This window comes from Hyphomonas sp. (genome assembly GCF_046313735.1).
Taxonomy (GTDB): Bacteria; Pseudomonadota; Alphaproteobacteria; order Caulobacterales; family Hyphomonadaceae; genus Hyphomonas.
This window is the reverse complement of record NZ_JBKBXW010000035.1, coordinates 1-26,179: the sequence shown is the minus strand read 5'-3', so window position 1 is coordinate 26,179 and position 26,179 is coordinate 1. Positions and strand designations below refer to the sequence as shown.

The following is a 26,179-nucleotide window of genomic DNA, read 5'->3' as shown; positions in this document are numbered from 1 at the left end:
GCAGCGCCCGGGCACAACCTGACCCCTCTCCCACAAAGTGGGAGAGGAGGGGCCCATCGCGCAGCGATGGGAGGTGAGGGCCCTGTAACGCCTCACCGCGCCAGCTCCTTCAACGCGCCCTTCACCAGCGCGCCAACCTCGTCCGCCCCATCCTTCGCCGCCGCCGCAACAGCCCGCGAAGCCTCGGCCGGCGTATACCCCAGATTCGTCAGCGCACTGATTGCCTCGGCGCGCGGCCCCGTGCCGCCGGGCGCGGGTGCAGACGCAAGCCCCGCCACCGCCGCCACTTCAAACTTCCCGAACCGGCCCATCGGCGGCGCCTTGCCCGAAAGCTCGGTAATGATCCGTTCCCCGAGCTTCTTGCCGATGCCCTTGGCCCGCGTGAACGCGCCCGCATCGCCGAGCGCAATCGCGTCCATGATATCCGCAGGCGATAGCCCATCGAGAATCGCCAGCGCCGATTTCCCCGCCACGCCCGGCACATCCTGCAGCCGCACGAACCAGGCGCGCTCTTCATCGCTCGCGAACGCAAACAGTGTGATCGAGCTTTCCGTCACCCGCGTCTCGACATGCGCGGTGATCGTGTCGCCCGTCTGCAGCCGCGCGAGCAGCCGCGTGCCGGCGAGGGCCACATAGCCAACCCCGTTCACATCAATCAGCACATGGTCAAGCCCGACCGCCGCCACCTCGCCCTTCAGCCGCCCGATGATCATAAGCCGCCTCCCGCCTGGAGGCGCTCATCCTGAGCGAAGTCGAAGGAGAGCGCCGGAGCGCCGGGCCATCCTTCGACTTCGCTCAGGATGAGCGTCGTATTGAGGATGAGCGTTGCTCTGCTCCCTGAATAATGTCTCACGCCGCCCCCTTCCGCCGAAGCTCCGCCGGCAGATGATGCGCCGTACAGATCGCGCAGGCGAGCGCATCGGCGGCGTCCAGCTTCATCTCCCCGGCCCGGGGCAGCAATCGCTGCACCATGAACTTCACCTGCTCCTTGTCCGCCGTGCCCGTGCCGACCACCGCCAGCTTGATCTGGCGCGGCGCATATTCGGACACCGGCACGCCCGCCATCGCAAGCGCGGCCATCGCCGCCCCCCGCGCCTGGCCGAGCTTCAGCGCCGAGCGCGGATTGGCGTTGACGATGGTTTCCTCCACCCCCGCTGCGCCGGGCTCATAATGGCGCGCCAGCTCGCCCACCGCCTCGAAGATCTGGCCGAGGCGTTCAGCCATCGACAGGTCCGTCTCTGCCTGGATCACGCCATGGGCCACGTGGATCAGCCGCGCGCCCGCCTGCTCGATGATGCCCCAGCCTGTATGGCGGAGGCCAGGGTCAATGCCAAGAATACGAATCGAAGCGCTCATGCTACCCACCCTATCAGGCGCATTGGTTAAAGACAGCTTGCCGTTTTCACTTTTTGTTCGCGCCGCGCCGCAAGACGGCGTCACACGGGCCTGCTAGAAGAGGCGCAGGAGGACGCCATGACATCAGCCGACCCCAATGTCCGCTTCTGGAACAAGGCCGCCCGCAAATACGCCGCGAGCGCCATCGGCGACCCTGCCGGCTTCGAGCGCACGCTGAGCCGCGTCCGCGAACTCGTCCCGGCAGGCAGCGCGATCTTCGAATTCGGCTGCGGCACAGGCACCGCCGCCCTGAAGCTCGCCGCCCATGCCAGCCATATCCTCGCCACGGACATTTCAGACGAAATGATCGCCATCGCCCGCGAGAAAGCCGCCGCCGAAGGCGTCAGCAATGTCACCTTCGAGGTCGGCGCCGCAGAAGACCCCCGCTGGGGCGAGGCCCGCTTCGATGCCGCCATCGGCTTCAACATCCTCCATCTCCTGCCCGACCGGCCCGCCGCCCTGGCCGGCATCCACCGAGTCCTGAAGCCCGGCGGCCTGTTCCTCTCCAAATCAGTCAGCCTTGCCGAGATGAACCCGATGATCCGCCTCGCCATCCCGGTGATGCGCGCCATCGGCAAGGCGCCCTATGTCGACACCGTCACAGAGGCCACCCTCGTCTCGGAGATCGAAGCCGCCGGCTTCATCATCACCAGCCGCGAGCGCCACGGAACGAAGAACAAGGATCCCCGCCCCGTGATCATCGCCCGAAAGGCATAAAAAAGGGCGGGGTCTCCCCCGCCCTCCCGCATCGGTCCTGCAACGGGATTTACTCGCCGCCCGCCGGGATCAGCACGCCGTCGATGATGTGCACGACGCCATTCGAGGCCTGGATGTCCGCGCCGGTCACGCGGTACTGGTTTACCATCACCGAGCCGTCCGCCTCGCGGCGCACAGAAAGATCAAGCCCCGCCACGCTGGCGGTCGCAACTCCGGCTTCAGCATCCGGCACATCCGCCGCCATCACCTGGCCGAGCACGACATGATAGCCGAGGATGTCAGTCAGCGCGTCGCGGCTTTCCGGCAGCAAGAGCTGGTCGAGCGTACCGGCGGGCAGCGCGGCAAAGGCCTCGTTCGTCGGCGCGAACACCGTGAACGGGCCTTCGCTGTTCAGCGTTTCGGTCAGGCCGGCGGCCGCAATCGCGGCGGCAAGGGTTGAAAGTTCCGGCGTGCCGGCGGCCAGCGCCGAAATCGTCGGCAGCGGCGCCGGTTCGGCCGCGAAGTCATCGGCGGGGGCCTCAACGGCCGGCGGGGCGACCGGCGGCGGCTCAGCCGCAGGCGAGCAGGCCACAAGCGCCATTGCGGCACCGGCTGCGAACAGGAGGGATTTCATCGGGGACAGTCCTTTTGGGTTGATGCCATCGGCAACCGCCGCATGGCAGGCGGAGGGTGGAGGAGAAATGTGCCCGTCCGGCGGAGTGTCAAATCGCAGGGCTTCGCGGCGAATTCGCGGCGGCGCGGCGGCAAAAACCGCTCAGCTCATCCAGCTCAGCACGCGCGGCTCGATCGGGTTCACGAAGCCCCGCCCCTCGCTGCGGCTGGCCGCCCATTCGCGTTTCAGCGTCTGGTACCATTTCGCCTGCACGTCGATATCGTCGATCCAGAGCATCGCCTTCTGGTGCGCCATGCCCTGGTTCTGCAGGTCCACCATCTCGCCGTCCTGCGCCAGGAAGGTCCGGCCCATCCGCCTCGCCATCGGGATCGCGAGGTTCAGCAGCGGCGCCCCGGTCCACCAGGTGAACTGGGTAATCCGCGTGCGTTTCGGGGCTTCGGGTGTGAGACAGGTCAGCGTCAGCAGCCGAGCGCTGGCATTGGAGATGATCTCCCACCGGTATCCCGGCAGCTGGAAACAGATCTCCGTCATCACATTCCCGCCGAACACCCAGCGATAGAGCTTGGAGTTCGCGCTCGGCGGGTGGCGGTCAATCGCCCAGCCCCGCTCGATCGGGATGAATGGCTTCTGTTTCAGCTTGAGGCCTGTCGAAGGCGGGCGCCACCACCACTGGTTGTGCACGAAGGGCACATGCGCCGGGTCCATCAGCCCGACGACCGCGTCATCCATATGCGCATTGAACACATCATGGATCACGAATTTGGGGGCATCCGGCAGCGGCCCGAAATCCGGCGGCGGCACAGCGGGCTCGGCGCCAAGGCGCGCATCATGCGCCACATAGATATAGACCGCCCCGTGCGCCTCATGCACCGGATAGCGCCGCACCTTCACCCGTGTGGCATCATACGGGCTGTCTTCGGTCAGGCTCGGCATCAGCCGGCAGCCGCCATCGGTGCCAAACCGCCAGCCATGATAGGGGCATTGCAGCGTCCACTCCCCGCCCGTCTCCACCTGCTGGCCGGCTGACAATGGCACCAGCCGGTGCGGGCAGATGTCCCGCAGCGCGAACGCCTCCCCCGCCGGGGTGCGCCCTACCACCACCGGCTCGCCCAGCATCATGATCCGCTGCTGGCGCCCGGGCGTCAGCTCCGCCGACGGCGCAGCAAGATACCAGCTGTCGGTCAGGAAGCCGTCAGCGGTAATGCCGGTCCGGGGCGGGGTCTGCTGGGTGTCTGCCAAAGGCGCCGGCTCCGCTTAGGGGACAGTCACAGTCACGGTAAATTCGTCCATCGGCGGCTCATCGGTCTCCCAGGGCCGCCCCTCGGTCAGCCGGATCACGCCGGTGCCGGCTGCCGTCGGCGTCAGGTCGAAGCTCAGATAATGGTTACCGCCGGTAAAGCCCGGCAGGTTCTGGTGGGCCGGATCGGTCGGCCGCCCGCCCTCGCCCTTCAGGTCCAGGAAGTCCGGCTTCTCCGCAATCACCCAGACATATCCCGCTGTCGGCACCGATTTCAGCTCGATGCGCAGCGTCTCGCCCATCGGCACAGTGACCGATCCGCCGTTGAGACCCGCGCCCACATAGATCACGCCTTCCTCGGCCTTGGCCTGCGCCGCCGCCGCTGCGGCCGCTGCTTCTTCAGGCGTCGGCATGGTGTATTCCGGCATTCCGCCTGCCTCGCCGCCAGTGTCCTGCATCACACTTTCCCCTTCCGAGGGGCCTGCCTTGTCTGCAGGCGACGACCCGCACGCCGCTACCGCCAATCCTGCAAGTCCCGTCACAACATACCTGATCATACCGGCTCCCCTGATCCAACTCGGCACAGCCATACTGCTCTCCGCGCCTCTGCGCCAGCCACCGTGCGCCTGCGACATGGGCAGGCGCGGGATTCGGATGGTGAATACTGACTCTTCCGGATGGCGCCGGTCTTGCATCTAACGCATTCAAAACAAAGACGCATGGCCGGCACAAAGATCGCGGGTTGTAGACCCCGCCACCTTTCCAGGCACGTCACGGTACAGGGGAAGGCAACCGGCGCAATGCCTTCCATCTTGATCAGACTGATCCCCCATGGCCACGGCCAACCCATCGTCCCGCATCATCGGCCTCGATATCTGCCGTTCTGTTGCCATCCTCACCGTGATGTTCAGCCACGCCATCACGGAGGCCAGCCTCTACAACCATCACAATCCGGATGAGGGCCTGTACCTGGCCCTGAAATTCGTGATCCAGGTCGCCCCCCCGATCTTCATCATCCTCTTCGGCACGATGCTGGAAATCGTTTACCGGCCCCGGATCGAGGCCGGAGAAGGCCGCGAGGTCACTGCCCGCCTGCTGACCCGCGCCCTGCAATGCTACCTTCTTTATGTGCTCTCGCTGGTCGCGGCCTGGCTCGGGGGCATCAACTCCCTCGGCTACACCATCCGCTGCGCCCTGATGATGGGCATCACGCCCTATACCGACATCCTGAAATTCTACGCCGTCGCCCTCGCCGTCGCGCCGGGCCTGCTCTGGCTGCGGATGCGGATCGGGGTGCGCACCCTGTCGATCCTCGCCGTCGGGATCCATGCCGCCTACCCGATCATTTCCCACATCATCGTGCGCGGAAACTCCACGCTCGCGGAGTTCTCCAACCCGGTGATCGGCTTCCTCATCGGCGGCGAGCAGCATGATGTCGGCGGCCCCTCGGTCCTCCACGCAATGACCTTCGTCATCTGGGGCATGTTGTTCGGCCGCGTCGTCACCTTCCTCACCCGCGAGTCCGCCACCCGAACCGACATCCTGAACGCCCTCGGCGCCCTGCTCGCCATGTATGCCGTCGGCGCAGCCACCCTCACCTGGTTCTTCGTCGCCTTTGGCGACCCGATGCAGACGATCCGCGACCTCGCCAACATGCTGCTGCGCAACGAGAACCACCCGGTCTATTTCGCCTTCGGCATGGTCACAGCCATGACCGCGATCATCACCTGCCTGGTCCTCTATGATGGCAACAACGTCAAAATCGGCCGCCGGGTCGTGTTTGCCGGCCAGACGAGCCTCTTCACCTTCGGGGCCGGTAACAGCCTGCTCTATCTCTCCCCGCAGATGGACCTCTCGACGCCCGGCGCCTGGGCCTATGGCTTCTTCCTGTTCGGCTGCATCTGCGTGATGAGCTATGTTTTCCACCAGATCCAGAACACGGACGGGCCAGCCGCAGGCCGGCTCACTGCGCAGCTGCGGCAGGCCATCAACCGCATCACCGGGACCGTCTCCGGCCTCGCCCGGCGCCTCTCCCCCCACTATGCCGGCCTCTTCGGCTGGCGATAGCGCACACGGGCAGGCTGAAACCGCTTCCGGCCCCGGAAGAGCAACGCTATATGCCGCGAATGACACCCCGTGACCGAATCCGTAATTTCTCGATCATCGCCCATATCGACCATGGGAAATCGACCCTTGCCGACCGCCTGATCCAGGCCTGCGGCGGCCTCTCCGACCGGGAGATGACCGAACAGGTGCTCGATTCCATGGATATCGAGAAGGAGCGCGGCATCACCATCAAGGCGCAGACCGTGCGCCTGAAATACACCGCTGCGGATGGCGAGGACTATGTCCTGAACCTCATGGACACGCCGGGCCATGTCGACTTTGCCTATGAAGTCTCCCGGTGCCTGGCTGCCTGCGAAGGCTCCCTCCTCGTGGTCGATGCCTCGCAAGGGGTAGAGGCCCAGACGCTTGCGAACGTTTACCAGGCCATCGACCAGAACCATGAAATCGTCCCCGTCCTCAACAAGATCGACCTGCCGGCCGCAGACGTCGACCGGGTGAAGGAGCAGATCGAGGAGATCATCGGCCTCGACGCGTCCGACGCGGTCCAGATCTCCGCCAAGACCGGCCTCGGCATCCCCGATGTCCTCGAAGCCATCGTCACCCGACTGCCCCCGCCGAAATCCGGCGAGCCCGCCGCCCCGCTCAAGGCCGCCCTCGTGGACGCCTATTACGACCCCTATCTCGGCGTCGTCGTCATCGTGCGCGTGCATGACGGCGTCCTAAAGAAGAAGCAGTCGATCCGCATGATGCGCACCGGCGGCGTCTACGAGATCGACAAGGTCGGCACCTTCAATCCCAAGCTCACCGAAACCGATGCCCTCGGCCCCGGCGAGGTCGGCTATTTCGTCGCCTCGATCAAGGAAGTGGGCGACTGCTCCATCGGCGACACCATCACCGAGGACAAGCGCCCTACAGACAAAGCATTGCCCGGCTACAAGGATGTCCAGCCGGTTGTCTTCTGCGGCCTCTTCCCGATGGACGCCGGCGACTTTGACGACCTTCGCGCCGCGATGGGCAAGCTGCGCCTGAACGACGCCTCCTTCACCTGGGAAATGGAAACCTCTGCCGCCCTCGGCATGGGCTTCCGCTGCGGCTTCCTCGGCCTCCTCCACCTGGAAATCATCCAGGAACGCCTCAGCCGCGAATTCGACCTCGACCTGATCGCGACCGCGCCCAGCGTCGTTTATGAAATGTCGATTACCGACGGCACCGAGATCGAGCTGCACAACCCCGCCGACATGCCGGATGTCGTGCGCATCTCCGAAATCCGCGAGCCGTGGATTGCCGCCACCATCTACACGCCGGACGAATATCTCGGCTCGATCCTGAAACTCTGCCAGGACCGGCGCGGCATCCAGACCGAACTATCCTACGTAGGCGGACGAGCCTGCGTGAAATACGAACTGCCGCTCAACGAGGTCGTCTTCGACTTCTATGACCGGCTCAAATCCATCTCGCGCGGCTATGCGAGCTTTGACTACACCCTGATCGGCCACCGCGCCGAAAACCTCGTCAAGCTGCAGATCCTCGTCAATGAGGAGCCCGTCGATGCCCTCGCCATGCTCGTCCACCGCGACCGCGCCGAAAGCCGCGGCCGCCAGATGTGCGAGCGGTTGAAGGAACTCATCCCGCGCCAGATGTTCAAGATCCCGATCCAGGCCGCCATCGGCGGGCGTGTGGTGGCGCGCGAAACCATCAGTGCCATGAGGAAAGACGTTACCGCCAAATGTTATGGCGGCGACGCCACCCGCAAACGCAAACTCCTCGACAAGCAAAAAGCCGGCAAGGCCCGCATGCGCCAGTTCGGCAAGGTCGAAATCCCGCAGGAAGCGTTTGTCGCCGCGCTGCGGATGGATGGGGATTGATCCTCAAAGCCCCCTCTCCCTTGGGCTTGCGAAGATCAGAAATCGCATCGCGATTTCCTGAGCAAGGGGGTTGGGGGTAAGGGGCTAGCCCTACCGGTTCATCAACACCAGTTGGGCTTTCGCTGCGCCGGATAATCCCAGCGCTTCAGATGCCCCTGCTCCATCAGCAAGGTCGCCACATCGCGCCCATCCACAGAGAGTGAAACAAGCTCCCGGCCATACCGGTCGAAGCCGTGCGACTGACGCACCGTGACCTTTCCGTTCCTCGTCAGCGCTCTCGCCGCACCAGCAGAAGCCTCAGCCCGGACTTGTTCCTGAACGCACTCTGCCCGCGACGGGCTGCCTTCGGGGGCATCAACGCCATGCAGCCGGAACGAGCGCCCATTCAGTGTACCGCTGTCACCGTCCACCCAATTGACATCGACCAGCGTATCGCTCCGCGTCAAAGCCGCCGTTGCGCGCGATGAAGACGCAGCCATCTGCGGCGTGCCGGTGCTGCCAAACCGCTCTCCGATCTGCATGCCCGCAAGAAACAGAAGCGGTACAAGGACAAGCCCACGCAAATATGTCCGCACCCCCCATTTCCGGGAATACCTGCGGCGCGAGAATCTCAGCTTGCCAGACCGTACTGGCCCGCGCGCCACCACCTGCCGGTGGCGCGGCCTCCTGAATTCCAGAACGCTCCCTTTGCGGCTCATGGCGCCGGCATCCTCCGCTGGACGCCGTCACTCTCGCTCCAATTGCCTCAGGCCAGGTTCTTCCGGGCCCCGAAGTTTCAAAGGTCTCCGAAACCATTCATCCACCCCGCACAAAAGCCCCCTCTCCCTTGGGAGAGGGGGTTGGGGGTGAGGGGCTTGCCCCGAAACGCAATCCCCATCCTTGAGTTCCTACTCCCCCAGCGCCTCGATCTCCGCATCAAGCGCCTTCACCGCCTTCGCATTCAGCCACCAGACCCCTCCGAACACCGCCGCGCAGATGCCGGCCGAAAACCCGAAAGAGACAAGCTTCACCGCCATCGGCGCCGGATTGTCCGCCGCAAAGCTCACCCCTGCCAGGAACAGGGCGATGCCCGGCACGAAGGGCAGGAGATACCAGCGCCACACTGTGCTCAGCGCCTCGCGCTGGCGCACAAGTTCCGCCCGGTGAAACGCCGTCAGGCTCGCCGCCCGGTCAATTCCCGCCTTTGCCGCCGCCCCGGCCCGCCGGTGCAGCTGCCAGGCCACATACACCGCACCCAGAACAACCAGCACCGCGCCGGCCTTCGCCAGCACCGGCGGCACGAGCCATGCCATCCACGCAAACATGCCGATCACCAGCGCGGACGCGGCATACTCCACCCGGTTCCGTGTACGGATCTTAGACTGGAATGCCCCGGCCTTGAGCCGGATGTCTGCCGTCGTCATCTTGAAAGTCTCCTCTTCCTTGTTTGTCCGGAATTCCTGCCAAAGTTCCTGCAGGGGATCGCGCTCAGTCATGACCTTTCTCCCTGAAATCCTTTGCTGCCTGCGCCTTCAGCCTTGAAATGCGCGTTGCCACTGCGCCGGGCGACAGCCCGGTAATCTCCGAAATCTCCGCTGCGGCAAGCTCTTCCAGATACAGCGTCATCACCTGACGGTCCGGCGCCTTCAGCGCGCGGATCCAGCGGTTGAGCCGCTCCCGCGCCCGGTCCCGCTCAAACTCCGCGGGCAGATCATCCGTTGCCGGAAGGTCCGCCATCGCCGCTTCCGCCACCCGGCCGCGCCTGTGACGCGCCTCGCGCCCCACATGGCTTGCCGCCACATTGTGCGCCACCCGGTAGACCCAGGTCTTCAGGCTGCAGCGCCCGTCAAACCCGCCCAAGCTCTGCCACAGTGCCACATGCATTTCCTGCAACAGGTCCTGCCGCCGCGCCGCGTCCGCCTCCATCGCGCGGGCGAGGCGCTGCATCGCCGGCCCATATGCGGCGGCTGCCTCAAGGTAGCGCTGATCCTGGTCGCATGGCCCGCTCATACTCCCATAGTCAGCCCGCGCCGGGCTTTCTTACAAGCGCCGGGAAATTTTCTGTATTCCGCCAGAGGAAGAGTGACCGGTGTTCGTCACCCCCGATGCACGCCAGCGCATCTGGGGGCCCAGCTCCTCGCCTCTCCGCGCGATGCCGGGGTGATCGCCGGAGACAGGCTCCCAGACCGGCTTCGCCGGCCGGGAGTGACGAAGGAGGGGTGAGCAGGCGCGCAGGATGGCTTTGACAGCTTCCGCCCCGCCCCCTGCCCCTCTATATCCGCCCCATGGCCCGCCCCCTCACAATCCTCGGCATCGAAACCAGCTGCGACGAGACCGCCGCCGCCGTGCTGCGCCTTGAGGATGGCCGCGTCACGCTTTTCTCCGACATCATCCGCACCCAGCTTGAGGAGCACGCGCCCTATCTCGGCGTCGTGCCGGAAATCGCCGCCCGCGCCCATGCCGAGCTTGCCGACCTCACCGTCGCCGCCGCGATGAACGCGGCCGGCCTCACCTATGCCGATCTCGACGGCGTTGCCGCCACCGCCGGGCCCGGCCTCATCGGCGGCGTCCTCGTCGGCCTGATGACCGGCAAGGCCGTCGCCCAGGCCGCCGGCAAGCCCTTCATCCCGGTGAACCACCTCGAAGGCCACGCCCTCTCCCCGCTGCTCAGCGAGGACTGCCCCTTCCCTTACCTGCTGCTGCTGGTCTCCGGCGGGCATTGCCAGTTCCTCGAAGTGCGCGGCCTCGGCGATTATCGCCGCCTCGGCTCCACGATTGACGACGCAGTGGGCGAAGCCTTCGACAAGGTCGCCAAACTCCTCGGCCTCGGCTTTCCGGGCGGCCCGGCCGTCGAGCGCCTCGCCGCCAGCGGCAACCCGGCGGCCCACGCCTTCCCCCGCCCTCTGCTCAGCCGCCCCGGCCTCGAAATGAGCTTTGCCGGCCTCAAGACCGCCGTCGCCCGCGCCGCTGAAGCCGCGAAAACCGAAGCGGAAAAAGCCGATATCTGCGCCAGCTTCCAGGCCGCGATCTGGGATGTCCTCGCCGAAAAATCCCGCCGCGCGCTGGACGCGTTCGATCCCGCCCATGGTTCGACTTCGCTCACCATGAGCCCTGAGGCTCACGGCGCCAGCGAGGAGGCTCATCCTGCCGGTGAGACGGCTCATCCTGAGCGAAGTCGAAGGATAGCCGGGCCCACCGCCGAAAAACGCTTCGTCGTCGCCGGCGGCGTGGCCGCCAACCAGGCGATCCGCGCCGCGCTGGAATCCGCTGCCGCCGAAAAAGGCGCCCGCCTCATCGCCCCGCCGCTGCGCCACTGCACAGACAATGCCGCGATGATTGCCCTCGCCGGCGCGCTCCGCCTCGCCTCCGGCTCAGACGCAGACGGGCTGACGTCAGCCGCCCGCCCCCGCTGGCCGCTGGACGAAGCCTCGGCAAAGGCCGATCCCGTCTTCGGCGCTGGCCGGCGCGGCGCAAAAGCCTGATTTCAGCCGGTCAGCCGCGCCAGCAGCCCCCCGGCCAGCATGTCCGCCTGCATCACCGTCTCGATATTCAGCTGGCCTTTCAGCCCCGCCGTCCGGTGCACAGCCGCCGTCTGCCATTCCGGCGACATCGACATGCGCACCATCGCCCCGCGCTCGGGATACATGGCAATCGCCACCTCATCCCACAGCTCCTCCACCTGCCCCAGCGCCAGGAAGGTCACATCGCCCGCAAACACGACCTGCCCGCCGAACTTCGGCAGGATCTCCATCACCGCCCGGCCATAGATCGCATACGCCTCGCGCCCGGATAGCCCGCTCTCGCGCCCGTCCTCATACTCGGCCCGGTCTTTGAACTTCAGGAGGTTCACCATGAAGATCGGCCCCTCGGGCCCGGGCTCCAGCATCGCCTTCACCCGTTCCGGACTGGCCGGCAGCATCTCATTCACAACGTTCATTCCCGCCCCCTTCGGCCCATATTATGGCACTTACCGTGCCGAAACATGGGTAGGCGGTCAAGGCTCCCGTCGCCCCGAAATGAAAACGGGCGCCGCGAAGGGCGCCCGTTAAGCGAAGACCGGCCGGGAGGAAGAGCCGTCTTCAGCGAATGGAACCGGCCGTGGCCGGTCCGTTTCAGGCGACATAGGTCGCAAGACCCACCGTGGCCAGCATCACAAGGACAGAAAACGGCACCGCCGCGAAGAAAGCGAACAGGGCCTGGCGGGATTCTTGGGTCGAGGTGGTCATCGGAGAGGGCTTTCTGGCTGCTTGGGCCGCGACCGCCGCGTCCCATGCCCTCAATATAGCACCGCCCTGATGATTGATCAATGAACGTTTTCGATTTTATTCACTGATCAGCGATTATTTCTTTCCGCTCGATCAGCGCCCCCGTCACCGGGCACACATCTTCCAGCGAGGGCGGCACCCCTTCCCAGGGCGCCGGAACGGTCGCGCCGGGCGACAGCGCCGCCAGCAACAGGTCCAGCACGCCATCAAGTTCCCGCTGCAGTTTCGGCAGGGTCAGCTTGGAGAAAAGCTGCGGGAAGCGGAATTTCATCAGCGCCGACTGCCACATCTCGGCGGTCTCCTCGGCATTGGCCAGCGGGCGGAATTCGCCTCGGCGTTCGCCATCCTCGAGGATCTTCACCAGATAGGTCCGCTCGGTTGCGAGCTTGTGATTCATGTGAAGCGGGCGTTCCTTGGACAGCACTTCGGCCACTTCCAGGATCTTCGCCTCATCGGCAATCGCGGAGAACGTGCGCGCCAGCTCGTAATGGAACAGCTCCCGCAGCCGCTCGACAGCCGGGACAGGCCGGTCGGCGATCTTCGCCATCATGGCGAAGGATTCCTCGTTGAACTTGTCCGACATCGCCTCGGCAATGTCGATCTTGGACGCGAAGAACCGGTAGATGTTGCCCGCCGACATATTACAGTCCCGGGCGATCTCCGCCATCGTCGTCTTGGCATAGCCATAGTGCAGTATCCGCTCCACAGCGGCGTGGAGGATCTGCTTGCGTGTATCGTCCATCTGGGTCATCCGTTCAGGATACACCATAGCACTGAACAATCAATATAGCGTTCAATGTATAGTTTGGGGGAATGGCGTTCGCCGGACCACCGGGCCTCCGATTTCCTCAGCTTCCGGATCGGACGCCGTTTGCGCCCGTGACAAGGCCCTTGAAGCTGTGTCAGGCAGTGCGCATCTCGCCAGTCCGGAACCCTGCCCATGCCTCTTTACTGCCTCCACTGTCTCGATAACGAAACCGACGGCGCTGCCCGGCGCGCGGCGGCCCGCCCGGCCCATCTTGCCTGGGCGGCTGACATCGGCGCGCCCGTGCGCATGGCCGGGCCGCTGATCGATTCCGCCGGCCAGATGGTCGGCTCGGTCTTCCTGATCGAGGCGGAGAGCCTGGACGCCGTCCGCGCGCTCCATGCTGAGGACCCTTACGTGCTGCAGGGCGTTTTCGGCGCCGTCACCATCCATGAAACGCGCTGGGCCATCGGCGAAGGAAAACCCCCAATGAGAAAATTCGTCTCCGGCAATCTCAACTATTCCAGCTGGTCGATCCGGCCCTTGCTGGCCCTGCGCAAGGCCGGGCTCGCAGTGGCGGAGGAGATCATCCCCCTCGATTTCCCCGAAACCACCGCGCGGCTGAAAGCCGTCAGCCCGACCGCGAAGGTTCCCCTTCTCCTCTGGGATGGCCTCGCCATCTGGGAAAGCCTCGCCATCACCGAATTCCTCGCCGAACAGGCCGCCCCCGGCACGGTCTGGCCGAAGGACGCCGCCCGCCGCGCCGTTGCGCGCGCCGCAGCTTCCGAGATGCATTCCGGTTTCGCCGCCCTGCGCAGCCTCTGCCCGATGGACATCCGCAGCCGCCACCCGGCCCCGGAATTTACCCCGGCGCTCGAGGCCGACATCGCCCGCATCAATACCCTCTGGTCCGGATTACGTTTCGTATACGGATTAAATACCGGCGAGCCCGGCCCCTTCCTCTTCGGCGCCTGGTCCGCCGCTGACGCTTTCTTCACGCCGGTCGTCACCCGCTTCCGCACCTACGGATTGCCGCTTTCCGGCGCCGCCGCCGATTATGCCGCCGCGATCCTTGAGGATCCCACTTTCCGCGAGCTGGAAAAACAGGCCGAAGCCGAACCCTGGTGGATCAGCTATGGGCCCGAAGGCCGCTCGAGCGGCTCTCTGAAACCGGCGGACGCATGAGATCATATCCAAGGTCATGCCGGAAAAGCCGGCTCACGAGGCCCGCATAGATTTCCCCGGCCTCCCCTTCGAACAGCGTTTCCAGCGTCTCGCTCCGGTTCTGCAGCACATTCGCCTCCCCGTCCGGATCAATCCGCGCGGCCATGGCTTCCTTTGTGCCTTCCATCAGCGCCGCCTCGATCGCTTCGGGCGCAAGGTCCAGCTTCCAGTGACGCTGCATGGCGTGAAGCACCTTTTCAGGCTCTCGCCGCAGGTCCTCATAATGCAGCCGCAGGACCGCATCCGGCATCAGCGCCTGCAGATCGCCCCAGCGGTTCCAGAACCGCGCGATCCAGTAAAGATCGCACCGGTAGCGGTCACCGGACGGATCGCCGCGCAAGTATTCGGTCCAGCTGACCTGCAGCTCACCCCGCCACTTGGCATAGTGCGAGGCCAGAATGCTCATCGGATGGCGCACGCCGAGGATATATGGCGCCGGCGAAATCATCCCCCTCGCCCAGCCCCAGTCGAGCAGCCGGTGCGGAATCGAATGGCTCCGCCCCAGCGCGGGAAGCGCCGGATGCACAACCGGGTCCTTCGGCAGGCGGATATAGGGCCGCAGCGCCCGTTCGGAGAAATAGGCCGGCCTCGGCACGCCATACGTATCGGCCAGCGCAACGGCCAGCATATAGGTCATCCAATGGGTGCCGGAATTCTTCGAGGTGACGAGGAAACCCTGAAATTGCCCGTGCCGGCAGACCGACCCGTTAAACCAGAGATCGGTCCGGCAGCGCTTCAGATAGGCAGGCGGCAACCGGTCAGGCATGGCCTCACGCCTAAGGTCGCGCAGGGGCGCTGGCAACCCTTCAGGCCATTCCCCGCCCATGGATTTTCGGTAATGCCCGGATCAGGTCTTCAGGCCGGCCATGTCGCGGTAAATCTGCAGGAGCGCCAGCTGTGCCCGGCTGGGCAGGCCTTCGGCTTCGGATACCGCCACCAGCATTGCATCGAGATCGACAATTTCCTTCGGCCCAAGCTGCGAGGAGCGCACAATCTGGCGGCTCATCCGCTTCATTTCCTCCGGGCCCGGCAACTGGCTGGAAGCCACCCAGGCCGCATGGGCGGCGAGTTCCTCAGCCTCGGTTTCGGAAAAATCGAAATGGTCGCGGATTTCCTGCTCGATCGCATCGCTCTGGCGCGCGCTCAGCGTTCCGCCTTTGGCGAGCGCCATCATCATCAGCATGATCGCGGCCGCCTCACGCGGATCCTCGATCAGGTCGATCCCGCCCTTCTGGGCGCGGGTCAGGAACGCCAGCCGGCGCGGCGCATTGGCAACCGTTTTTGCGAGGTCCGCCACTTCATCAAGGCCGCGCTTCGCCATCCGGAGCCGCCAGGCCCAGATGCCGATGGCAGAGAGGATCGTGATCACGGCCAGGAGGATGTGCATCCATCCACCTTAACCGTGATCCGGGCTTTGCGCCATGCTCTTTGCGGTAAGGTTGCCGTGATCAGGGCTCCCCTCCGGAAGATCCGTTCCCGGTGGCCGCATGGGCCTGGGCGAGGACATAGGCGCGGATCGCCTCGGATTCGTCCGGCGTGACGAATTCGGAGAAGCCCACCATGCCATTGGCCGCGAGATTGCCGTCCATCACCACGCCTTTCCAGGCTTCACGGTTGCCCGTGATCGCCGACCAGCGCAGGTCCGGCAACACGCCGGAAGAGACCGCAAGCGGGCCGTGGCAGACCATACAGTTGCGCGAATAATGCACCGCGCCCTGCGAGATCATCGCGAGATTGCCGAAGGATTCCGCTTTCGGCGTCGCGTCCACCGGGGTGAGGCCCGCATCGGCAATCTGGGCGGTGCCGCCGATCTTGAAGGTGACGACCTTGCCAACCGTGGGCGAGACCGCCACATCAAAGGCAAACCCAGCCGCCAGCGCGAAAGCCGAGCCCCAGCCGGTGGTGATGGCCACATATTGCTCGCCATCAATCATGTAGGTTCCGGGGCCGGAGGCGCCGCCGGATTTCAGGTCATGGCTCCAGAGCTTCTCACCGGTCGCGGCATTATAGGCCGCAAATTCCCCGCCGAGCTTGCCCTGGAAAACGAGGCCCCCGGCGGTCGACAGGATGCCCCCATTCCAGGCATTGTCATGTTCAACCGTCCAGCGCGGCTGGCGGGCGACCGGATCCCAGGCGATCAGCCGGCCTTTCAGCGTCGAGCGCAGGAAACGCACGACTTCGGGCGGGGCAATCGGCGGGATGCCGGCGGAGAAATCGACGCCGGTATTCCAGCCAACGGGACGCGAGGTGAAACGCGGATCTTCGGCATAGGCCTGCGGGATTTCCTGCGCCGGAATATAGGCGAGGCCGGTCTGCGGGCTGAAGGCCATCGGATGCCAGTTATGCGCGCCGAGCGGGCCGGGGGTCTGCTCGAAGGGCTGGCGCGAATAGCGTGCCTCGGGCACTTCAATCGGCCGGCCGGTCCGGTCGAGACCGGTTGCCCAGTTGACGGGAACAAAGGCATCGCCCGAGAGGAACTGGCCGGTCCTTGCGTCCAGCACATAGAAGAAGCCATTCTTCGGGGCCTGCATCACGACCCGGCGAGTGGCGCCATATTCGCCGAGCGGCAGGTCTGCAAGGATGATCGTCTGCGTAGCGGTATAGTCCCAATTGTCGCCGGGCGTGGTCTGGAAGTGCCATTTATAGGCGCCGGTTTCGGCATCGACCGCGACGATGGAAGACAGGAACAGATTGTCCCCGCCCGCCGGGTCCCGGAACGTCCGGTTCCAGGGCGATCCATTGCCGACGCCGAAGATGATCTGGCCGTTCGCCTCATCATAGACAATCGAATCCCAGACCGTGCCGCCGCCGCCATCGGTGACCCAGGCACCTTCATCGCCCCAGGTGACATTGCCGACCCGGACGAAAGCCTCATCAGAGGCCGCATTATCCGGCTGCTTTTCCGGGTTCGGCACAGTGTAGAAGCGCCAGACGAGATCGCCGGTGCTGGCATCATAGGCCGAGAGATAGCCGCGCACGCCCAGTTCGGCGCCGCCATTGCCGATCAGGACCTTGCCATTCGCCACGCGCGGCGCGCCGGTGATGGTGTAAGGTTTCGACTGGTCAACGGTGACCTTGCTCCAGACGACTTTACCGGTTTGAGCGTCCAGCGCTTCAAGGCGCCCATCAATGACACCGACGAATATCTTGCCGTCATAAACCGCGACGCCGCGATTGACGACATCGCAGCAGGCCTTCACGCCAACCGCCCGGTCCACATCCGGGTCATAGACCCATTTCTCCGCGCCGGTTTTCGCATCCAGCGCATAGACGACCGACCAGGCGGAGGTGACATACATGACCCCATCGACCACGATCGGCGTCGATTCCACCCCGCGATTGGTGGCGAGGTCATAGGTCCAGGCAACGCCAAGCTCGCCGACATTCTCCGTATTGATGGCGGTCAGGCGCGAATGGCGCTGTTCGTCATAGGTGCCGCCATAGGTCAGCCATTCCTCGGCCGCGCTGGCGGTGGAAATCCGGGCGGTATCGACGGCGGCGAAGCCAGGATCGCCCGCGCGCTCGATCCCCTCCTGGCCGCAAGCGGCCAGCAGAACCAGTGCGCCAAGGCCGGCAAGTGCCGGTATGCGGCCCGCTTTGAGGGCATTTCTCACGCTCATGTCAGTCTCCTCCCATCGCGGGTCCGCTTTTTCCGGGCGCGGACTCCTGATCGCGTGCAGACTAGCGGGCGGGCCCGCAATGTCGAGGCATTACGCGGGGTGAAAGGGCAAGGCTCTGGGATCATGCCACGCCGGCAGCCTGTTTCAGATCTTCGCGGGCGGCGAGGATTGCCGCCTCGACAGCGGCCAACCAGCTGGCCTTGTCCGCTGCGCCGGCACTGCCCGGCGGGAAGGTGACCGAGCGGGATGCGTTCACGAGACCGCCCTGCCCGTCGACCAGTCCGGCGCAGGCTTCGGCGGCGCCGGCGCCTTGCGCGCCATAGCCGGGGATCAGGAACAGGGCCTTCGGCGCCAGCGCGCGGACGGCCCGAGCCTCTTCCGGCGCGGTGGCACCGACGACTATCATCAGGTTCGACCAGCCCGACGCGCTCATCAGCCGGTCCGTCAGGGGACGGAGCGCTTCGGCAACCCTTGCATAGAGCGGCGCGCCGGAAACGTCCTTACCCTGAAAATCCGCCGCGCCGGGATTGGATGTCCGCACAAGGACGATCACGCCCTTGCCGGAGGCCTCCGCCGCGCGGGCATAAGGCTCAAGCGTATCGAGCCCCATATAGGGATTGACCGTCAGCGCATCCGATTCAAACGGCCCGCCGGGCGAGAGATAGGCGGCGGCATAGCCTTCGGCTGTCGAGCCGATATCGCCGCGCTTGGCATCCATCAGCACGAGCAACCCGGCTGCGCGCGCAGCTCTCGTGACGGCCTGAAGCGCAGCCATTCCTTCCGGACCCTGACGTTCGAACAGGCCGGCCTGCGGCTTGATCGCGGCGACCTTTCCGGCGGCGGCCTCGACCACCGCGAGGCCCCAGTTGCGGAGGCCTTCGGCGGTGTCCCCGCCGAACAGGGCGGGCACGGCGCCCGGATGCGGGTCAATTCCGACACAGAGAGGCCCGTGAATCCGGACGGCGGCGGTGAGGCGCGTTGCAAAATCGGTCATGGCGCGACCTCGCACATCACCTTGACCACCTGCAAGCGCCGGCGCGCGGTATCGGAGGATGTGCCATAGGTGCGCAGGGCAAACTCGTTCGTGAGGCCGGGCTGGGCCTCTATCCCCTGCCGGGTGAGGAAGGCTTCGACCGATTGCGGCGCGGTCGTATAGACGCGGCCCCGGCGCGGGCTTTCAGCGACGATGACACCGCGCACCGAGCCATTGGAATCAAAGACCGGTCCGCCGGAAATGCCGCCGAGCGTGCCGGTGAGCCCGCTGGTGCGGCCCACTTCGGCCCAGGCGAGGATCGGCGCTTCGCTATCGCGAAGGCCCCGCGTAACGAGCCGGCTGCGCCCGACGAGGCGGCTGGCGAGTTCGCCCGGTTCACCCTGCGGGAAGCCGACATGATAGCCCTCGGCCCCGATGAAGAGTGGGGACGCCAGGTCCAGCCGCACCGGATTTGGGCTGCGGCCGGTGGAGAGGATCGCAAGATCGTGCGCATCATCCAGCGCGATCCGGGCGACGGGGACGTAGTTTCCGGGCGCGACCATCAGGCTGACCCGGGCGCAGCCATCGACGACATGCCGGGCCGTCAGCCAGTCACCGCGCGCATTGACGGCGAACGCTGTGCCGACCCCGTTCTGGGGCGGGCCGGCCTGCACCACGACGAGTTCATCGAGCGGCGAGGGATCCGGCAGGAGGGGGCCGAGTTCCTCGGCAAGCTCCGACACCGGCGGCGGGGGCGGCGCCTCAGCCTCGGGCGCAAGCGTGAACAGGACATAGAGGATGAAGCCCAGCACCGCCGCGTAAAGAACCCAGTCGAACCCGCGCATGCCCGTCATATCCTCTGCAGGACCGGGTCCCAGAGACCGGCCGCAAGGATCAGCGCTGCAGACAGTTTCGCCGCTGTCAGCACGGCGGCGGCGCCCATTTCATCGCGCGTCAGCCGGCCGGGAATATCGCGGAGGAGAAGGTCAACCGCCCGGTAGGTGATGAGCTGCATCAGGAGCGCAATCGCCCCCCAAATCGCCAGTTCCGCCAGCGAGACCGAGGAGGCGAGCGTGGACGCAATCGGGATCGCAAGGCCCGCAATCGCCCCGCCAAGGGCGACCCCGGCGGCGGTATTGCCCTCGCGCACGAGGGCGAGTTCCTTCCAGGGTGTCAGCAGCACATAGGCCGTCGCGGCCACGAGCAGCATGCCCCCGGCCATGCCGGTGGACATCAGGAAGCGCGGAAAGGCCGCGTCGAAGGCGCCAATTTCACCCAGCATACCTGCCTTTATCCTCTCCGGCGGATCGACCCCGCCGCAAATGCGTTATAACCCTAGACGCCGCCCCGACCTGCCTCAAGGAGAAGAGAGACCCATGCTCGCCGGAAAGACCGCCCTTATTACTGGCTCGACCAGCGGCATCGGCAAGGCAATCGCCCTGCAACTGGCCGCCGACGGGGCGAACATCGTTCTGAACGGTTTCGGTGACGCGAAGGAGATCGAGGCAGTTCGGGAGAGGATCGAAAGGGACCATAAAGTAAGGACCCTCTATTCCGCCGCCGACCTGACGAAAGCCGCCGCCATCGGGGAGATGATGGAGGCCGCCCTTGCCGAATTCGGCACGGTGGACATTCTTGTCAACAATGCCGGCACGCAGTTCGTCTCCCCGATCGACGACTTCCCGGTGGACAAATGGGACCTGATCATCGCCCTCAACCTGACGGCGGCCTTCCACACAACGCGCCTCGCCCTGCCCGGCATGAAGACGAAGGAATGGGGCCGCATTATCAATATGGGCTCGGCCCATGCGCGGGTCGCCTCGCCGTTCAAGTCTGCCTATGTGGCCGCCAAGCACGGGCTGTCCGGCCTCTCGAAAGTGACCGCGCTCGAAGGGGCAACCTGCGGCGTGCGCTGCAATACGATCTGCCCGGGCTATGTCTATACCCCCCTCGTGGAGGGCCAGATTGCCGACACCGCCAAGGCCCGAGGCATGACCGAGGAACAGGTGAAGAATGACGTCCTGCTCGCGGCCCAGCCGACCAAGGAATTCGTGACGCCCGAACAGGTTGCGGCCTTTGCGAGCTTCCTCTGTTCGCCGGCCGCCGCGCAGATAAACGGCGCGGACCTTTCGATTGATGGCGGCTGGACGGCGCAGTAGTTTTATTGCTCGCGGGTTTGTTGAATATGCTCGGCGCTGTTCGCAGGCTGACGCCTGCGGCGCCTGCGCCTTCGCTTTGCTTGTGAACTGCACCCTGCCAAGGCGCTTGAACTCTGGATCGTTCCGCCCTGCCCCGCTGATATTGACCTTGGGGCGCTTAAACGTCTTTTTGTATGGCGAATGCTGAAACGCGCGCTCATTCTTTGTATCAGCCTCTGGCTGATGATCGCTGGCGGCCTCGCCGCACATGCGGGGCCATGTCATCCGCAGGCGATGGAAGCGCAGCCCGCCATTGCGGCACCGGCAATAACCCATGCTCATTGCGATATGATGGGCGACAAGATGGCGGCACATTCCGCGCCAAGTGAAGCCCCCGCACCGGAAATGCCGGAGGCGCCCGCACCTTTCTGCTGCTGCCCGGCTGTGATGGCGGCCTTGCCTGCACCTGCTGCGCCGGATGCCGGCGGCCATATGTTCCGTATACCCGCCAGCTTTCCGCTGGACGCAAGCGCGCCTTCGCGCACGCTGATTCCCGAGCCGCCGCCGCCGAAACACCTCGTCTGACGATTTATCCGCAACCGGATCAATTCTCAGACAGGAGCCCTCATGCTCAACAGATACCTCGCGGCCGGGCTTGCCCTTGCCGCCCTGCCCCTCGCCGCTGAGGCGCGGCCCGTTTCCTATGCCGGTGGCTGGACGGTGATGCAGGACAATAACGGGATGTATTCGTCCCTGCATGTCCACTATTCGCCCACAGCCTTCGATTCGGTCGGCCTTTATGCCGAACAGAACTGGGACATGGACGCGGCCTTCACCGGCCTGCAATACAACCGGCTGGTTCGCCGATGGAATGCGCCTCACAGCCAGGGCAACCTCTATCTCAAACTTGGCGCCGGCGTTGCCGACCCCTTCGATGACCGCGGCCAGCGGGGGGCAGCGTTTGCTGCCGTTTCCGCTGACTGGGAGACCCGCCGTGTCTTCGTTTCGTGGGACAGCCGGGCGCGGGATTTCGGCATCGACCAGTCGGTTTCCCACGCCGCGCGCGTTGGCGTTGCCCCTTATGTTGCCGAGTTCGGCGCCCTGCACACCTGGGCCATGGTCCAGGTGGAAAACCATCCTGAAGCGGACACTCCGGTTCAGGTAACCCCGCTGCTGCGCTTCTTCCGCGGGCCGCTCCTCGTCGAGGCCGGCTATACGCTTGAGGAAGAGCGTTTCCTTCTCAACTGGATCTACCGTTTCTGAAAGGATCCCTGATATGAAAACCCTGAAGACCCTTGCTGTCGCCGCCGCTCTCTCTGTGAGCGGAGTTTCCTTTGCTGCACCCGCCTCTGCATCGCCTGTTACAACAGAGGCCGCCAAAGGCGAATTCGTAACCGCGCATGTGAACGGCCTCGTCTGCGATTTCTGCGCGCAGGCCATCCAGAAAGTGTTCGGCCGGGAGGCGGCTGTCGCTTCGGTCAACGTCAATCTCGGCGGCGGTGTCGTCGAGATTGCCATGAAGCCCGGCCAGACGATGGATGATGCCGCAATCACCCGGCTTATCCGCAATTCCGGATACGCGCTCGTGAAAATCGAGCGGGCGGCGCCGCAATGACGCCCACGGATGAAATAAAGCCGCCGAGCACGCTGCCGGCTTCCCTGTCTCTGTTCACATCGACCGGGACGCTGATCTGCTGCGCGCTTCCGGCGCTGCTGGTCAGCATCGGTGCGGGCGCGGTGATGGCCGGATTGATCGAGGCGGTGCCGCAGATCACCTGGTTCGGGAAGCACAAGGACGTGCTGTTTCCCGTCGCCGGGGTCCTTCTGGCGCTGGCGGGGGCGTGGCAATTTCATGCGCGCTCGCTGCCCTGCCCGGCAGATGCGGCGAAGGCACGGACCTGCGCCATGGCGCGCCGGACCGGCTGGATCGTCTGGGGACTGAGTGTCGTCCTGTTCGTGACGGGTGTGTTCTTTGCGTACTTTGCGGCAGGCCTCTTCTTCTGAACGATTACCGAACCTCCTGCCCTCTCCGGCCCTGCCGGAGGGGGCGCTTCATTCGGCGGCCCTCATGATGGCGTCCATCCGGGCGAGCCAGATGAGCCAGGCCTTGCGGCCCTCATCTGTCAGGAAAACGCGCGTCTGCGGACGTTTTCCGACGAAGCGCTTCTCCTGCCGGACATAGCCGGCTTCCTCGAGCTTCTTCAGGTGGGTCGACAGATTTCCGTCGGTCGCGCCGACCTTGTCGCGCAGCTCGCCGAAGACGGCGGGGCTGGCGGTTGACAGATAGGCCATAACACCGAGGCGAAGGCGGCCATGGATGACATCGTCGATGTCGTTATGGTCGAAGGGATTATCCTCGCTCATGCTGCGCCCGCCATCCTCAGACCGTTTCCGAAGGTTCGGAGCGCATCATGATCAGCCCCGGGACGAACACCGCGAGGAAGGCCGAGGCCGAGCCGACGAGCCAGATATATTCCGTACCCGTCAGGAAGACGGCGGCAACGACGCCCGCAAAGGCAGCAAGTCCGGCGAATTTCAGCGCCTTGTGGCCGGAGATGGCGCCGGTCACGAACTGGCCGATGCCATACAGGCCGAGTACCATTGGCACGGACCAGTAGAAGCCTTCGATGCCCGATCCCATCGTCACCATACGGATGATCAGGCTGGCGAAGTAGGCGAACATGAAGAAGCCTGCCGTGGTCCAGAGAACGGCCTGCACCCGGTTGCCGACGGAGGACTGGCCCGGCTTTTCGCGCGCGCCCCGGCTGAGCACGAACTGGCCGGTGCCACCGATGACCGCAAAGCCGATCCAGATCACCATATAGGTCGAGGGCGGAAGGCCGAAAGCGCCGGTCGCGATGAGGAAATGGCCGAGATAGGCGGCGGAAACGAGCCCGCCCCAGAGGGCGAGGAAACGGCCCGCCAGCAAGGGCGCATTCTGGCCGGCTTCGGCCAGGTCGCGGATATAGGACAGGTCATCGGACAGGTTTCGGGCGGGGGTCATGATCGCTCTCCAAGCACTTTGAAATACAAAGTATGAGAGCGAGCGCGATTCGTCAAGGGCCGTTTGTCCGGGAAAGGCGTGATGGTTCAGCCCTCCGCCGCCGGGCGGAAGCGCAGGGCGACGCCGTTATTGCACCAGCGCTGGCCGGTGGGCACGCTGGGCCAGTCATCGAACACATGCCCGTGATGGCCGAGGCAGCGGGCGCAGTGATATTCCGTCCGCACCATGAAGAAGGACCGGTCGATGCTGGTGCCGAAGGCGCCTGGAAGATGCGTCCAGAAACTCGGCCAGCCGGTGCCGGAATCGAATTTCGTATCGGATGAAAAGAGCGGCAGGTCGCAGCCCGCGCAATGATAGGTGCCGGCGCGCTTTTCATCCGTGAGCGGAGAGGTGAAGGCGCGCTCCGTGCCGTGGCGGCGCAGCACGCGGTAGGCTTCGGGCGAGAGGCGGCGGCGCCATTCGGCATCGCTGATGCGGCGCCAGTCGCTGTCTGCCCAGGCGGCGGGCGAGTCGGCGGGGCCTTGCGGCTCTGCTGCCCTCGCTGCGCTGCACGCGCCCAGGAAGGCGGCGGAGGAAAGGAGGAACAGGCGGCGGGTGGGCAGGTTCGGGCGCATGACCTCACTTACGCCCTTCAGAGCCGGATGGTTCAAATCAATCCTCCGTGACCCGCCCATCGCCTCATTCGGCAAACACCGCCGGGCGTTTTTGCATCTCGGCCATGACCGCCTCGATCTGGTTGGGCGTGCGCATCACCTGGTCCTGCTCATCGCTTTCCATCTGCAGGAGCTCGGCGTCGCTGGCATAGGCGGTGGCGTTGCAGAGGCGTTTGGCCCCGCGCATAGCGGCGGGATGCTTGCCGGCCATGATGCGGGCGAGCGCCATTGCGTCTTCCAGCGGGCTCTCCGACACATGCGTGGCAAAGCCGAGCGCGTGGGCCTCGGTGCCCCGGAATTCACGGTTGGTATATGTCAGCTCCCGGAGCACATCATCGCGGACATTGCCGCGCCAGAGCGGGAAGCCCGCCATATCCGGCACGAGGCCCCATTTCATTTCCATCACGGCGCAGCGCGTGTCGGGATGGATGAAGCGGATGTCCGCGCCGGAAAAGACCTGCAGCCCGCCGCCGAAGATCACGCCATGGCCGGCCGCGATGACCGGCGCGGGCACTTCGCGCCAGCCCCAGGCGACGTATTGGGCGAGGTTGGCAATTCCATGGCTGCGCCCGCCGAGGCTGCGCCCGCTGGCGGGATTATTTGAGGTGCCGGACGGGGGCGCGGCGGTGAAATTCGACAGGTCGAGCCCGGCGCAGAAGGCCTTCCCCTCCCCCGACAGGACGACGACGCGCAGGCCCTTCATGGCCTTCAGCGTGTCGATCGCCTCCGCGATGCCGGCGAACATCGCCGGGTCGAGCGCGTTCATCTTGTCGGTGCGGATGAGGCGGACATCGGCGATGCCGCCTTCGAGCATTGTGATGGATACGCGGTCTTTCATGGGGGCGGCCTCCGGTCTGTCTGGGGCAGAAGCTGGCGCCCTTCCCCTGCGTCCGTCAAGGACCGGGGGGACCGCGCAGGGGGACGCCGCCGCGTCAGGAGGTGTCATCGCGAGGGGCGATGCAGGGATCAATCCCCGCCCACGCCTCTGGCCTCGCGAGACGGTCGAGGCGCAGCATCAGCGCGTCGAGGGGGGCGGGCAGGCGGCGGAGATGCGCGCTGCGGAGGGGCAGGTCGCGCAGGCGGATGAGGGATGTGCGGCGCTGGCTCCGGGCGAGGCGGCGGGCATGGCGGGCGGGGTCGGCCATGATTGCGGTGAGGCGGGCGAGCGCGGCCATGATGAGCGCCCAGTGGAGCGCGGGGGGATCGGGTTCGTAGGGCGGAGCGCACCGGTTCCGCCGGAGGGGCGGCAGGACGGGTTCGGTGAGGGTCAGCGGCGCCTCGGCCGGGCGGGTGCGCGCGGTATCACGCGGCGCGCCGGGGCGAGCCTGCCGCACCGGCGGCAGCGCGATGTCTGCGGCGAGGACATGGATGTAGCGGCGCACGAAGGCGGCCGCAGCGGCGAGATGCGCGCGGGCTTCAAGTGCAATGGCGGCAAACCCCTCCGGCCCGGCGGCGCGCAGCAGCTGGCCGAGCGCGGCGATGAGCTGCGCGATGCGGGACCAGAGGTCCGGCCGGGGATGGGCGCCGGGTGACATGGCGGGCAGTATAAGCCGGGCGGAACCCGGTCGGATTGGATTTCTGCCATCGCCGTCCGGGCTCCGGCCCGGATTTGATCCGGGGCGGAGGGCGGGAGCGATGCTTTGCCCTGTATTCACTTGCTTTCTAGGTCCCGGATATTTGCTGC

Annotated in this window: 31 protein-coding genes; 10 read left to right on the top strand and 21 right to left on the bottom strand. The window is 65.5% G+C overall.

Annotation, left to right across the window (positions count from 1 at the left end; translation table 11 throughout):
- Positions 1 to 92: 92 nt before the first annotated feature.
- Entirely contained in the window at positions 93 to 713 is a 621-nt protein-coding gene (gene ruvA, locus ACK4SV_RS14945; RefSeq protein ID WP_409918642.1) for a Holliday junction branch migration protein RuvA, read from the bottom strand.
- Between the two features lie 136 nt (positions 714 to 849).
- Entirely contained in the window at positions 850 to 1,356 is a 507-nt protein-coding gene (ruvC, locus tag ACK4SV_RS14940; RefSeq protein WP_409918641.1) for a crossover junction endodeoxyribonuclease RuvC, read from the bottom strand.
- Between the two features lie 117 nt (positions 1,357 to 1,473).
- Between ruvC and ACK4SV_RS14935 the strand changes: the two genes are divergently transcribed.
- Entirely contained in the window at positions 1,474 to 2,112 is a 639-nt protein-coding gene (locus ACK4SV_RS14935; RefSeq protein WP_409918640.1) for a class I SAM-dependent methyltransferase, read from the top strand.
- A gap of 49 nt (positions 2,113 to 2,161) precedes the next feature.
- Here the strand turns inward: ACK4SV_RS14935 and ACK4SV_RS14930 are convergent, their stop codons facing one another.
- The 3 genes from ACK4SV_RS14930 to ACK4SV_RS14920 all read right to left on the bottom strand — a co-directional run bounded on the left by ACK4SV_RS14930 (position 2,162) and on the right by ACK4SV_RS14920 (position 4,420).
- Positions 2,162 to 2,725, bottom strand: coding sequence for a fasciclin domain-containing protein (locus ACK4SV_RS14930; RefSeq protein ID WP_409918639.1), 564 nt, complete (start codon positions 2,723 to 2,725; stop codon positions 2,162 to 2,164).
- A gap of 141 nt (positions 2,726 to 2,866) precedes the next feature.
- Positions 2,867 to 3,964 (bottom strand): Rieske 2Fe-2S domain-containing protein, encoded by a 1,098-nt coding sequence (locus tag ACK4SV_RS14925; RefSeq protein WP_409918638.1) that lies wholly within the window; start codon positions 3,962 to 3,964, stop codon positions 2,867 to 2,869.
- A gap of 15 nt (positions 3,965 to 3,979) precedes the next feature.
- Positions 3,980 to 4,420, bottom strand: coding sequence for a protease inhibitor I42 family protein (locus ACK4SV_RS14920; RefSeq protein WP_409918637.1), 441 nt, complete (start codon positions 4,418 to 4,420; stop codon positions 3,980 to 3,982).
- Positions 4,421 to 4,793: 373 nt separating this feature from the next.
- On the opposite strand from ACK4SV_RS14920, the gene opgC reads away from it, so the two are divergent.
- Both opgC and lepA read left to right on the top strand, forming a co-directional pair.
- Positions 4,794 to 6,029, top strand: a complete 1,236-nt coding sequence (gene opgC / locus ACK4SV_RS14915; protein ID WP_409918636.1) for an OpgC domain-containing protein — start codon at positions 4,794 to 4,796, stop codon at positions 6,027 to 6,029.
- A gap of 59 nt (positions 6,030 to 6,088) precedes the next feature.
- A complete protein-coding gene (gene lepA / locus ACK4SV_RS14910; RefSeq protein WP_409918635.1) occupies positions 6,089 to 7,894 on the top strand; it encodes a translation elongation factor 4 in 1,806 nt (601 codons plus the stop codon).
- Between the two features lie 101 nt (positions 7,895 to 7,995).
- On the opposite strand, the gene ACK4SV_RS14905 is transcribed toward lepA, so the two are convergent.
- The 3 genes from ACK4SV_RS14905 to ACK4SV_RS14895 all read right to left on the bottom strand — a co-directional run bounded on the left by ACK4SV_RS14905 (position 7,996) and on the right by ACK4SV_RS14895 (position 9,883).
- Positions 7,996 to 8,415, bottom strand: a complete 420-nt coding sequence (locus ACK4SV_RS14905; protein ID WP_409918634.1) for a thermonuclease family protein — start codon at positions 8,413 to 8,415, stop codon at positions 7,996 to 7,998.
- Between the two features lie 366 nt (positions 8,416 to 8,781).
- Positions 8,782 to 9,369, bottom strand: a complete 588-nt coding sequence (locus tag ACK4SV_RS14900) for a hypothetical protein (protein WP_409918633.1) — start codon at positions 9,367 to 9,369, stop codon at positions 8,782 to 8,784.
- Complete coding sequence (locus ACK4SV_RS14895; RefSeq protein ID WP_409918632.1) at positions 9,362 to 9,883, bottom strand: RNA polymerase sigma factor; 522 nt, start codon at positions 9,881 to 9,883, stop codon at positions 9,362 to 9,364. Before ACK4SV_RS14895 ends, ACK4SV_RS14900 begins: the two co-directional genes overlap by 8 nt.
- 275 nt (positions 9,884 to 10,158) lie before the next feature.
- On the opposite strand from ACK4SV_RS14895, the gene tsaD reads away from it, so the two are divergent.
- Positions 10,159 to 11,355 carry a tRNA (adenosine(37)-N6)-threonylcarbamoyltransferase complex transferase subunit TsaD gene (gene tsaD / locus ACK4SV_RS14890; protein WP_409918631.1) on the top strand — a complete coding sequence of 399 codons (1,197 nt, stop codon included), beginning with the start codon at positions 10,159 to 10,161 and terminating at the stop codon, positions 11,353 to 11,355.
- A gap of 2 nt (positions 11,356 to 11,357) precedes the next feature.
- Here tsaD and ACK4SV_RS14885 read toward each other — a convergent pair whose 3' ends face one another.
- Both ACK4SV_RS14885 and ACK4SV_RS14880 read right to left on the bottom strand, forming a co-directional pair.
- The gene (locus ACK4SV_RS14885) at positions 11,358 to 11,810 is read right to left on the bottom strand and encodes a DUF1330 domain-containing protein (RefSeq protein ID WP_409918630.1); all 453 of its coding nucleotides are present in this window, start codon (positions 11,808 to 11,810) and stop codon (positions 11,358 to 11,360) included.
- Positions 11,811 to 12,199: 389 nt separating this feature from the next.
- The gene (locus ACK4SV_RS14880) at positions 12,200 to 12,880 is read right to left on the bottom strand and encodes a TetR/AcrR family transcriptional regulator (protein ID WP_409918629.1); all 681 of its coding nucleotides are present in this window, start codon (positions 12,878 to 12,880) and stop codon (positions 12,200 to 12,202) included.
- A gap of 198 nt (positions 12,881 to 13,078) precedes the next feature.
- On the opposite strand from ACK4SV_RS14880, the gene ACK4SV_RS14875 reads away from it, so the two are divergent.
- Complete coding sequence (locus ACK4SV_RS14875; protein WP_409918628.1) at positions 13,079 to 14,068, top strand: YciI family protein; 990 nt, start codon at positions 13,079 to 13,081, stop codon at positions 14,066 to 14,068.
- Here the strand turns inward: ACK4SV_RS14875 and ACK4SV_RS14870 are convergent.
- The 6 genes from ACK4SV_RS14870 to ACK4SV_RS14845 form a co-directional block, all read right to left on the bottom strand.
- Positions 14,013 to 14,873: a sulfotransferase gene (locus ACK4SV_RS14870; RefSeq protein ID WP_409918627.1), complete on the bottom strand. Its 861-nt coding sequence runs from the start codon at positions 14,871 to 14,873 to the stop codon at positions 14,013 to 14,015. The two genes, ACK4SV_RS14875 and ACK4SV_RS14870, sit on opposite strands and share 56 nt — an antisense overlap.
- Positions 14,874 to 14,954: 81 nt before the next feature.
- Positions 14,955 to 15,494 (bottom strand): hypothetical protein, encoded by a 540-nt coding sequence (locus ACK4SV_RS14865; protein WP_409918626.1) that lies wholly within the window; start codon positions 15,492 to 15,494, stop codon positions 14,955 to 14,957.
- Positions 15,495 to 15,555: 61 nt separating this feature from the next.
- Positions 15,556 to 17,727, bottom strand: a complete 2,172-nt coding sequence (locus ACK4SV_RS14860; RefSeq protein WP_409918625.1) for a PQQ-dependent dehydrogenase, methanol/ethanol family — start codon at positions 17,725 to 17,727, stop codon at positions 15,556 to 15,558.
- A 121-nt stretch (positions 17,728 to 17,848) separates the two neighbouring features.
- Positions 17,849 to 18,721, bottom strand: a complete 873-nt coding sequence (pyrF, locus tag ACK4SV_RS14855) for an orotidine-5'-phosphate decarboxylase (RefSeq protein WP_409918624.1) — start codon at positions 18,719 to 18,721, stop codon at positions 17,849 to 17,851.
- Complete coding sequence (locus ACK4SV_RS14850; protein ID WP_409918623.1) at positions 18,718 to 19,545, bottom strand: serine protease; 828 nt, start codon at positions 19,543 to 19,545, stop codon at positions 18,718 to 18,720. Before ACK4SV_RS14850 ends, pyrF begins: the two co-directional genes overlap by 4 nt.
- A 5-nt stretch (positions 19,546 to 19,550) precedes the next feature.
- The gene (locus ACK4SV_RS14845; RefSeq protein WP_409918622.1) at positions 19,551 to 19,982 is read right to left on the bottom strand and encodes a DUF350 domain-containing protein; all 432 of its coding nucleotides are present in this window, start codon (positions 19,980 to 19,982) and stop codon (positions 19,551 to 19,553) included.
- 94 nt (positions 19,983 to 20,076) lie between these two features.
- Here ACK4SV_RS14845 and ACK4SV_RS14840 point away from each other — a divergent pair, with 94 nt between their 5' ends.
- From ACK4SV_RS14840 to ACK4SV_RS14820, 5 genes are all read left to right on the top strand, one after another.
- A complete protein-coding gene (locus tag ACK4SV_RS14840) occupies positions 20,077 to 20,859 on the top strand; it encodes a 3-hydroxybutyrate dehydrogenase (protein WP_409918621.1) in 783 nt (260 codons plus the stop codon).
- A gap of 180 nt (positions 20,860 to 21,039) precedes the next feature.
- Positions 21,040 to 21,423, top strand: coding sequence for a hypothetical protein (locus ACK4SV_RS14835; protein WP_409918620.1), 384 nt, complete (start codon positions 21,040 to 21,042; stop codon positions 21,421 to 21,423).
- A gap of 42 nt (positions 21,424 to 21,465) precedes the next feature.
- Entirely contained in the window at positions 21,466 to 22,101 is a 636-nt protein-coding gene (locus tag ACK4SV_RS14830) for a hypothetical protein (protein ID WP_409918619.1), read from the top strand.
- Positions 22,102 to 22,114: 13 nt separating this feature from the next.
- On the top strand, positions 22,115 to 22,453 hold the full coding sequence (locus tag ACK4SV_RS14825; protein WP_409918618.1) for a heavy-metal-associated domain-containing protein: 339 nt from the start codon (positions 22,115 to 22,117) through the stop codon (positions 22,451 to 22,453).
- Positions 22,450 to 22,842, top strand: coding sequence for a hypothetical protein (locus ACK4SV_RS14820; RefSeq protein ID WP_409918617.1), 393 nt, complete (start codon positions 22,450 to 22,452; stop codon positions 22,840 to 22,842). Before ACK4SV_RS14825 ends, ACK4SV_RS14820 begins: the two co-directional genes overlap by 4 nt.
- Positions 22,843 to 22,890: 48 nt before the next feature.
- Here ACK4SV_RS14820 and ACK4SV_RS14815 read toward each other — a convergent pair whose 3' ends face one another.
- The 5 genes from ACK4SV_RS14815 to ACK4SV_RS14795 all read right to left on the bottom strand — a co-directional run bounded on the left by ACK4SV_RS14815 (position 22,891) and on the right by ACK4SV_RS14795 (position 26,030).
- Positions 22,891 to 23,202, bottom strand: coding sequence for a winged helix-turn-helix domain-containing protein (locus tag ACK4SV_RS14815; protein WP_409918616.1), 312 nt, complete (start codon positions 23,200 to 23,202; stop codon positions 22,891 to 22,893).
- A 16-nt stretch (positions 23,203 to 23,218) separates the two neighbouring features.
- Positions 23,219 to 23,842 carry a hypothetical protein gene (locus tag ACK4SV_RS14810; RefSeq protein WP_409918615.1) on the bottom strand — a complete coding sequence of 208 codons (624 nt, stop codon included), beginning with the start codon at positions 23,840 to 23,842 and terminating at the stop codon, positions 23,219 to 23,221.
- Positions 23,843 to 23,928: 86 nt separating this feature from the next.
- A complete protein-coding gene (gene msrB, locus ACK4SV_RS14805) occupies positions 23,929 to 24,456 on the bottom strand; it encodes a peptide-methionine (R)-S-oxide reductase MsrB (protein ID WP_409918643.1) in 528 nt (175 codons plus the stop codon).
- Between the two features lie 64 nt (positions 24,457 to 24,520).
- Positions 24,521 to 25,333: a crotonase/enoyl-CoA hydratase family protein gene (locus tag ACK4SV_RS14800; RefSeq protein ID WP_409918614.1), complete on the bottom strand. Its 813-nt coding sequence runs from the start codon at positions 25,331 to 25,333 to the stop codon at positions 24,521 to 24,523.
- Positions 25,334 to 25,427: 94 nt separating this feature from the next.
- Positions 25,428 to 26,030 carry a hypothetical protein gene (locus ACK4SV_RS14795; protein ID WP_409918613.1) on the bottom strand — a complete coding sequence of 201 codons (603 nt, stop codon included), beginning with the start codon at positions 26,028 to 26,030 and terminating at the stop codon, positions 25,428 to 25,430.
- Positions 26,031 to 26,179: the final 149 nt, after the last annotated feature.